Here is an 8,136-nt window from a genome sequence, read left to right on the forward strand (position 1 = left end):
ACGCGCTCTTCACCGCGGTCCTCGGGTGGCTCGGCGCGGTGCTCGTGTACCTGCTCCTCGAACAGATCATCAACCGCATGTTGGCGGCCGATCTCGCGGTCGGGCAGTCCATCTGTTTTCTCATGCCTCGGCACTTCCTCGCGGCCTTGTTCTTGACCTTGATCGCGAGCCTCCTCGGCGCTGTGCTCGGCGGCATCCGGGCCGCCCGTATCGAGCCCTCGGATGGTTTGCGGGAGGTTTGATGGTGGCACGAAAGCGCGCGGGGGCAGGCGGTTTAATCGTGACACGAGGGGAGGGCCTGCGGGGCTCGGTGGCACCAACCGGATAGGCATGGTACAACCTACCCAATGCAGGGCGGTTGCCCGAAGCGGCAACCCCATGGGTGCTCTCGTTTCCGATCCCGCTGCACTTGCTGTTCGCTGCACATCCCCGCCTGCTCGCGCCCGTCTTGCGTCCACCGGATCATTGCCACATTCCTGATCCAACAAACGGGGCTCAAACGTACCGAGGCCAAGACCGGCGCCGTCACGTTGATGCGTGCCATCCTTGGCCCGCCCCTGCGGGCGTACTTCGTACGTCCCATTTTGCTCCGGGCAAAATGGTCATCCAGCGTTTCGGCTCGGCCGCAATCTCAACATCCATCTGCATTGCCTCAATCCAACACACCCTGGAACCCTAAAATCGCTTGACAACAAACACGGTTGCTCACCCATCTCGGTTTGCCCCCCGAGCACCGCCCCGATCGCCCGCGCGGTCATTCGACCGACTCCAAATGGCCTGATCCCGGCCGCGAACCCCCTCCCATCCGGTTCAACTCCCTGAGCCGACAGCCCCCTTTGGCCTGCACTCGCGTGAGAGGCCAAAACGCCCCGGATCCGGGCGCCTCGGACCGATAAATCGCCCGAAAAATCCCCGATCCTGGACTGACGGCTCGCGTACTTGACAACCCACACGTCCATCTCGTACTGTTCCTCTCGTCGAAAAAGGGCCTTTGAAATTCTTATACGCTGCAACGTACCGCCTGATAGTAAACGCTGCCGCGCGTTGGTCGGCTGCAAAGTGTCGGGGGGTACTCGTCGCGAAAGGGCAGCGTTCGTAGAAGGTGTGCGGGGGTCTGGTCGGCGATGCTCGAAGATCGCAACCGGACTTCGCACTCCTAGACCGAGCGATTCGCCGGACGATCTACGAACGCATCGCCGCGCTTACACCCCGTCCTTGGACCGGCTTAGTGAACGTCTGGTCCGCGTCCAGATCGATCGATGCCGTTCGGCTGGCGCGAGCGCGATGTCCGGGCGCTGAGGCGCGTGCCTGGCCGGCATCCCTCGGTCGAGAGGGCCCGTGGTCTTCGGCGCTCGGGCGAGAGCGGTGCACGCCGCGGAGCGGCGGAATTCCTAGGGCTGCACCGCCACGCGGCGTTCAAACGGGCCTGGCGAGGGGAACGGGCGGCCGGTCAGGGGCCCCTTGACCCCGTACCCGCATCCTTCCCTGAAACATATAGCGGAAGATATAGGCCGCTCTAGCATGCGAACTATTGCGGTAGGGCGGTAGAGGGCGTATACTTTGCTCTCCGGCTCGCCGCATGACGCCGGCCTGTGGCACCAAGCCCTAGCGCGTGGGTCCAGCTTCGAACGTCGAACAACATAGATAGAATGATGCGCGATGCAGAAGCGCGCCGCAGCAACCAAAAGGAGGGTTCATGGACAGAAGTTCAAAAACAGGAGCTGATGCCATACTCAGGTCCCTAGTGGCGCGGCTCGTCTGGGCGAGGCGGCGAAGGGGACCGAAGCATCCCATCCTGCGTATTGCCGCCGGCCGGTAACCACCGGGTCCGTGGCACGGCGTCGTTAACGCTGAATCGTTACCCCGGCGAGCTGCCCGTACTAAACCCCCGTTTCTAGCCAGGGGGGCAGGGTCGCATGAAGACCGGGGAACCGGGGCTGCGCGCTCGGGCGGTGTCACGCACTGCAACAACCCCAAAGGCGCCTTGCCGCACCCCTTCGCCCTGCACTCGCGTGAGAGGCCAAGACGCCCCGGATCCGGGCGCCTCGACCGATGAATCGCCCCGAAAAATCCCCGATCCTGGACCGACGGCTCGCGTACTTGACAACCCACAGGTACATCTCGTACTCTTCCTCTCGCCATACTCTTCCTCTCGCCAAAAAGGGACCTTTGAAATTCTTATACGCAGCGTGGATGCGGCTTGCGCACCTCCTCAACAGAATCGTCAGCCCCGTCGTCCTGGGAGTGATGTACTACGGAGTAATCACGCCTTTTGGCTTGGTCATGCGACTTGCCGGCCGAGATCCGATGCGGCGGCGATTCTGTCAGGCCGCCACGTACTGGATACCGCGCAATCCCCCCGGTCCACCGCCTGATTCACTGAAGGATCAGTTCTAGTCTTAGGAGCACGTTATGTCATTCCTGGCCGAACTCTGGAAGTTTCTTCGGGTTAGAAAGAAGTTCTGGATGCTGCCGATCATCCTGATCATGCTGATTTTGGGTGGGCTGTTGGCGCTTGCGGAGGGTTCCGCCATCGCGCCATTCAGATATACGTTGTTCTGAGTCGAATGCGTATTCTCGGACTCTCGGCTTACTACCATGACAGCGCTGCCGCGCTCGTTGTGGACGGCCACATCGTGGCGGCGGCTCAGGAGGAGCGCTTCACGCGCCGGAAGCATTATGCTGGCTTTCCGGCCAATGCCGTGCGCTTTTGCCTTGACTACGCCGGTATTGGCGCTGATGCCATTGACTGCGTCGCCTTCTACGATAAGCCGTTTCTCAAGTTCGAGCGTCTGCTCGAGACGTATCTCTCCTTTGCGCCGATCGGCTTCAGTTCGTTCCGGCACGCGCTGCCGCTATGGCTCAAGGAGAAGTTGTTTCAGAAGCGCCTGCTGTCCGAGGAACTCGCGACGCTTTTCCCCGACATCGACTGGGCGAGTCGGCTGCTTTTTTCCGAGCATCACTTGAGTCACGCTGCGAGCGCCTTCTATCCGTCGCCGTTCGATCGCGCAGCCGTGCTGACCATGGATGGCGTCGGTGAGTGGACGACCACCTCGCTCGCAATCGGTGCGGATCACGACCTGACGGTGCTCAAGGAGGTCCACTTTCCTCACTCGCTCGGCTTACTGTACTCGGCATTCACCTACTACACGGGTTTCAAGGTGAATTCTGGCGAGTACAAGCTAATGGGGCTCGCGCCCTACGGTGAGCCGACGTACGCCGATGTCATCCGCGAGCACCTGATCGACATCAAGAGCGATGGCAGCTTTCGGCTCAATCTCGACTACTTCAACTATTGCACCGGCCTCACGATGACGAACGGTCGGTTCGACGAGCTGTTCGGCGGCCCGGCGCGCAAGCCGGAGGAGCGGCTCACGCCGAAGCACATGGATCTCGCCGCGTCGATTCAGGCCGTCACCGAAGAAGTGGTTCTTAAGCTGGCGCGCTCCATTGCGAGCGAAACCGGCGAGCGCAATCTGTGTCTCGCGGGAGGTGTCGCGCTCAATTGTGTCGCGAACGGCAAGCTGCTGCGCGACAAATGTTTCGACCGTCTGTGGTTACAACCCGCGGCAGGAGATGCCGGCGGAGCGATCGGCGCAGCATTGGCTGCCTACCATCTCCATGAGCGACAGCCGCGCACCGGAGGGCGGGTGAACGGTCACGACGCGATGCAAGGCGGATATCTCGGGCCGCAATATCCGCAGCCCGAGCTCGAGCGGCGTCTGCGCGCGGCCTGCGCGCGCTTCGACGTTCTGAGCGACGACGCTATTCTCGACACGTGCGCGCGCGACCTCGCGGTCGGTAAGGCACTCGGCTGGCATCAAGGAAGGATGGAATTCGGTCCGCGTGCGCTCGGTGCACGCTCGATTCTCGGCGATGCGCGCTCGCCCACGATGCAGAAGCTGCTGAACCTAAAGGTGAAGTATCGAGAGTCGTTCCGGCCGTTCGCGCCTTCCGTGCTGCGTGAAGACGTCGCGGAGTGGTTCGATCTCGACGAGGATAGCCCTTACATGCTGCTCGTCGCGGACGTGTTGAGCCGACACCGAATCGCGATGACGGATGAGCAGAGACTGTTGTTCGGAATCGACAAGCTCAACGTGCCACGCTCCACCGTTCCCGCCATCACGCACGTCGACTACTCCGCGCGCGTGCAGACGGTGCATCGCGAGACCAACCCGCGCTATCACGCGCTGATCAGCCGCTTCAAGGACATGACCGGCTGCCCGGTGATCGTGAACACGAGCTTCAATGTCCGTGGCGAGCCGATCGTCTGCACGCCGGAGGACGCGTTCCGCTGCTTCATGGGCACGGAGATCGAGGCGCTTGCCGTCGGCAACTGCTATTTGCGCAAGGAAGACCAGGACCCGCATCTCAAGCAGGACTACTCGAGCAGCTTCGAGCTCGATTGAGCGAGTGCCAGCCAGTCCTGCTCGAAGGCTCTCAGGACGGCCTGCGCGGCGACTCGATTGGTTTCCCCGCTGGGGTGGTGATCGAGTTCGTTCGCCCAGTTTCCAGAGGCTGGAGTCAGGTCGAAGATCGACACAGCGCACGTTGATCTCGCGGCATGTCGCAAGGGTGCGATCGATGATAAATCCATTGGAGAAACCCTTGGGATCTCCCTCGATTTCCATCGAGCTTGGGGTACAAGAACGCGCCGACTCCGATGCCTGCAGCGCGCGGCATGAGCAGCAGCTCCTTGAATGCCCTTGTTCCTGCCTCCCTCGCGGGACTGTGCGGGTCTCCGAACCGTTCCTTCCTGTAGTCGTCGTGGGACTTGACTCAACCCTGGCTCACCTGCGGGCAAAGGTCTTGGCGAGGGCTCATAGCGAGAGGCGGGGGTCATCATCTCGAGCGCCTCGTGGGGCGTTCGTGGTTGAATTCCTGGCGGAAGCCGTTGAAGCGCTTCTGCTGGGCGGTGCGGTTGCCCGCCGGTGGGCGGGTGGTCTCGGCCTTGAGGGTCCGGTGTATGCGCTCGTGTCGCCCATTTTGTTGGGGTTTGCCCGGTTCGATGAGCTCGGGCAGGATCCCGAGTCGCACCCAAAAGGCCGACAGCGAGGACAGGCGGGCGAGCGTGGTGGTGGCAAAGGGCACCCCGTTGTCGGTGCGAATGCGTTCGGGGAGCCCGAACTCCCTGAAGAGGCGTGCAACCACCGGTTTGGCCTCGGCCACCGCGGTCGAGCTCAGGGCTTGGCAGCCCAGCAGATAGCGGCTGTAGCCATCGGTGACCGTCAAGGGATAGCAATAGAGACCGTCGCGGGTCTTGACTGGCCCTTGAAGTCGGCACACCACACGAGATTTCGGGCGCTCATCGCGGTGCTAGGCTTGCCGGGGTGGCCGACGCGACGGTGTGCCCGAGGCTTGCGGACCAAGCGGTGCCGATCGAGGAGGGCGAAAACGGTCGAGCGGGCCGGCCAGGCCCCATCGGAATGGCGCCGGGAAAGAAGCGCCAAGAGCTTCTTCGCGCCCCAGGAGGGATGGCGCTCTCGCGTTTCAATGAGCGCCTGCACCACCTCCTCGGGCGTCTGGGTCGGACAGACATGCGGGCGCCGGGAGCGCTCGGCCAGGCCGGCGGGACCCTCTCGCTCGTAGCGTTCAATCCACTTGTAGCCGCTCTTGCGGCTGATGCCATAGTGCTCGCAAAGCTCGGTGATGGATAAACTATACCGTAGATAGTCGGCGATGAATTGTGTTCTCTGGTCCATGGGTGACGTTCGACTCCAAGCCATCGGGGCGCCTCCTCAAAGGACCCCAGTATGAACGAGTGTTACCCATGTCCCCGGACTAACCTGTTACCTATGTGTCTGGACCGTACCATCACATGCTAAAAGAGAAAATCGCGACACTTCGTTCTCCGCTTCTAGGAATGGTCGTTTTCTTAATCCTTTTGGAGGTGCCCTCGTGGTTGGTTTTCTTAATCCTTTTGGAGGTACCCTCGTGGTTGATTGTCCGGTACATGGACTTTGGGCTAGGGACAAATACCCATCGGCATTTGTATTCTCCTTACAGAACCCATGAACTTAATCCGGATTATCAGAGAGAATGGGATACCCAAGGGAAGAAAATCCATAACAGAAATGGGTTCAGGCGAGATCACCCGGTAGAAAAAACAAAAGCTAATGATGTAATCAGAGTGATTGCGATGGGAACCTCCACTCTGTACGGACTTGGCGTACAACGCGCTCATCACTATCCTCTTTTTCCCACGCTGACAAACTCTGAAACTATTCCTTATTTTCTGGAAAAGTCCTTGAACGAGCGATTAATGAAAGAGGGTTCAAAATGGCGGATTGAGATTATCAATGCGGCCGTAACTGCCTATCAGACATTTGGAAACGTGACTTATGTTTTGGAGTCGCTTTACGAATACAATCCTGACATTGTGATTTTTGTTGAAGGGCACAATGATTTTTATGCCACCCGGGCTTCTAATCAATATCTCAATTATACTTACGGTGTCGTTCCTCTGATCTCCGCAATCAATGATGGGAGTCCGCTTGCTGGTCTTTTTATCCTTTCCAAATGGCTCGGAAGATACAGTCATTTCTTTAAACTCCTTGAAAAAGTATTTCAGAATAGAATCGACTCCTATTCGTCTACTGGGAAAAGGAAGGAGGCTGAACAGAAAAGCTGGCCTGATTTTAACTATTTTGAATACGCGAAGGACGCTTTTATGAGGTCGTATTTTCTCTTGAGGCAACTGGGAAATTTCTACGATTTTCAAATATCGGTATTTCTGCAACCTGAAGTTTTGCTAGAAGATGCCGTGTTACTCAGTCCTCACGACCGGAATATTTTCGATACGACTCTCAAACTTTCTGAAGAAAAACTCAGGTTGAAAATGAAGGACAGAGTAGCGCAGCTGCCTAAACTCTTTTCACAGTATGAGATCCCCTTTTATAATACTTCCCAGCTGGCAGGAGAAGTGAACGGGAAAAGAGATCTCTACATCGATTATTGCCACCTAACTCCGGCAGGGTCAGAGCAAGCCGCCAAGAATATTTTCCCGTATCTTGAAAAGATGATTCGAGCGAGAATCCGGCGCCAATCAACGCAATAGCCCCTCTGCCGGCGCATTCGTTTCAAAAAAACAAGATCATGTTCCGAATCCAACACCTCATAGGTCGGAGTCACCTTCGATTACCTTCAAATGCCTTTGCCGTTTTTATAGAAGAAAGGAAAAGGAGAAAGTAAAAGAAGGAAAAGAGGAAAAGAGAGAAAAGGGGGTCGTAGTGATTTATTTCGGTGCATCATAGTGATATAATAAGCGCGATGCTTCAAGTTAAACGGCAAAGGAGTTGCTATGCCTCGCAAGACAAGGATGTATTTGTCCGATATCCCGGTGCATGTGGTACAGCGCGAAAACAACCGGGATGCGTGCTTTTTTCTGCGAAGACGAGTACCGTTACGTTGTGGACCGCCTTCAAGCGGGTCAGGGTCGATTCGGCGTGGCGTTGCATGCGTACGTACGTGCATTTGCTGATGACGCCGCCCGACACCGCCCGTATTTCGCGGCTCATGCAGCGCCTCGGACGGTATTATGTTCTATACATCAGCCGTCAGTACCGGCGCACCGGTACGCTGTGGGAAGGGCGCCACAGGGCGAGCCTAGTGCAAGCGGACAAATATCTCCTTACCTGCATGCGCTACGTAGAATGAACCCCGTGGCGGCGGGCATGGTGTAGTCTCCGGAGCAGTACCGCTGGTCTTCCTATTGCCGGCATGCCTGGGGCGAACCTAATCCGCTGTTGAGGGACCACGATTTGTATGTCCGGTTGGGCGCGAATGAGCACGATCGGCAATGCGCCTATCGGGAACTCTTTCGAGTTCAGATCCCGGAGATCGACAGTCATGACATTCGCGAATGTCTCGCCTATAATCACCCGCTGGGCAATGACAGATTCCGGGCGCAGGTCGAAACCACGTTGGGCAGACGTGTCGGACAACGCCAGCGCCGGCGCCCGCCCAAGCATGTCGATGCACCAAGATAAATCGCTACGACCCCTTTAACGGCGAGCCACGACTGGGCGCAGGTCAACAAGCTCGATTTTCGCAGCCTCCATCAGGAGTCGCGCGAACGCAAGGGCGGGAACGTAGTGGAATCTCTCTTCAGGGATTGACCCCGATGGCGGAGTGGCA

General features: G+C 58.3%; 7 protein-coding genes. 5 read left to right on the plus strand and 2 right to left on the minus strand.

Annotated elements, in window-relative coordinates; translation table 11 throughout:
- The 3 genes from M3461_09520 to M3461_09530 all read left to right on the plus strand — a co-directional run.
- The coding region (locus M3461_09520) for a peptide ABC transporter permease (GenBank protein ID MDQ3774579.1) at positions 1 to 242 on the plus strand (242 nt) is incomplete at its 5' end.
- A gap of 2,170 nt (positions 243 to 2,412) precedes the next feature.
- Positions 2,413 to 2,562 carry a DUF5989 family protein gene (locus M3461_09525; GenBank protein MDQ3774580.1) on the plus strand — a complete coding sequence of 50 codons (150 nt, stop codon included), beginning with the start codon at positions 2,413 to 2,415 and terminating at the stop codon, positions 2,560 to 2,562.
- 5 nt (positions 2,563 to 2,567) lie between these two features.
- A complete protein-coding gene (locus tag M3461_09530) occupies positions 2,568 to 4,409 on the plus strand; it encodes a carbamoyltransferase (protein MDQ3774581.1) in 1,842 nt (613 codons plus the stop codon).
- A 433-nt stretch (positions 4,410 to 4,842) separates the two neighbouring features.
- On the opposite strand, the gene M3461_09535 is transcribed toward M3461_09530, so the two are convergent.
- Both M3461_09535 and M3461_09540 read right to left on the minus strand, forming a co-directional pair.
- Positions 4,843 to 5,232 (minus strand): integrase core domain-containing protein, encoded by a 390-nt coding sequence (locus tag M3461_09535; GenBank protein MDQ3774582.1) that lies wholly within the window; start codon positions 5,230 to 5,232, stop codon positions 4,843 to 4,845.
- Positions 5,229 to 5,702, minus strand: coding sequence for a helix-turn-helix domain-containing protein (locus M3461_09540; GenBank protein ID MDQ3774583.1), 474 nt, complete (start codon positions 5,700 to 5,702; stop codon positions 5,229 to 5,231). The genes M3461_09535 and M3461_09540 overlap by 4 nt, the downstream gene beginning before the upstream one ends.
- Positions 5,703 to 5,953: 251 nt before the next feature.
- Between M3461_09540 and M3461_09545 the strand changes: the two genes are divergently transcribed.
- Positions 5,954 to 7,057 (plus strand): hypothetical protein, encoded by a 1,104-nt coding sequence (locus M3461_09545; protein MDQ3774584.1) that lies wholly within the window; start codon positions 5,954 to 5,956, stop codon positions 7,055 to 7,057.
- Positions 7,058 to 7,479: 422 nt separating this feature from the next.
- The gene (locus tag M3461_09550) at positions 7,480 to 7,656 is read left to right on the plus strand and encodes a hypothetical protein (GenBank protein ID MDQ3774585.1); all 177 of its coding nucleotides are present in this window, start codon (positions 7,480 to 7,482) and stop codon (positions 7,654 to 7,656) included.
- Positions 7,657 to 8,136: the final 480 nt, after the last annotated feature.

Source organism: Pseudomonadota bacterium, from assembly GCA_030860485.1.
GTDB lineage: Bacteria > Pseudomonadota > Gammaproteobacteria > JACCXJ01 > JACCXJ01 > JACCXJ01.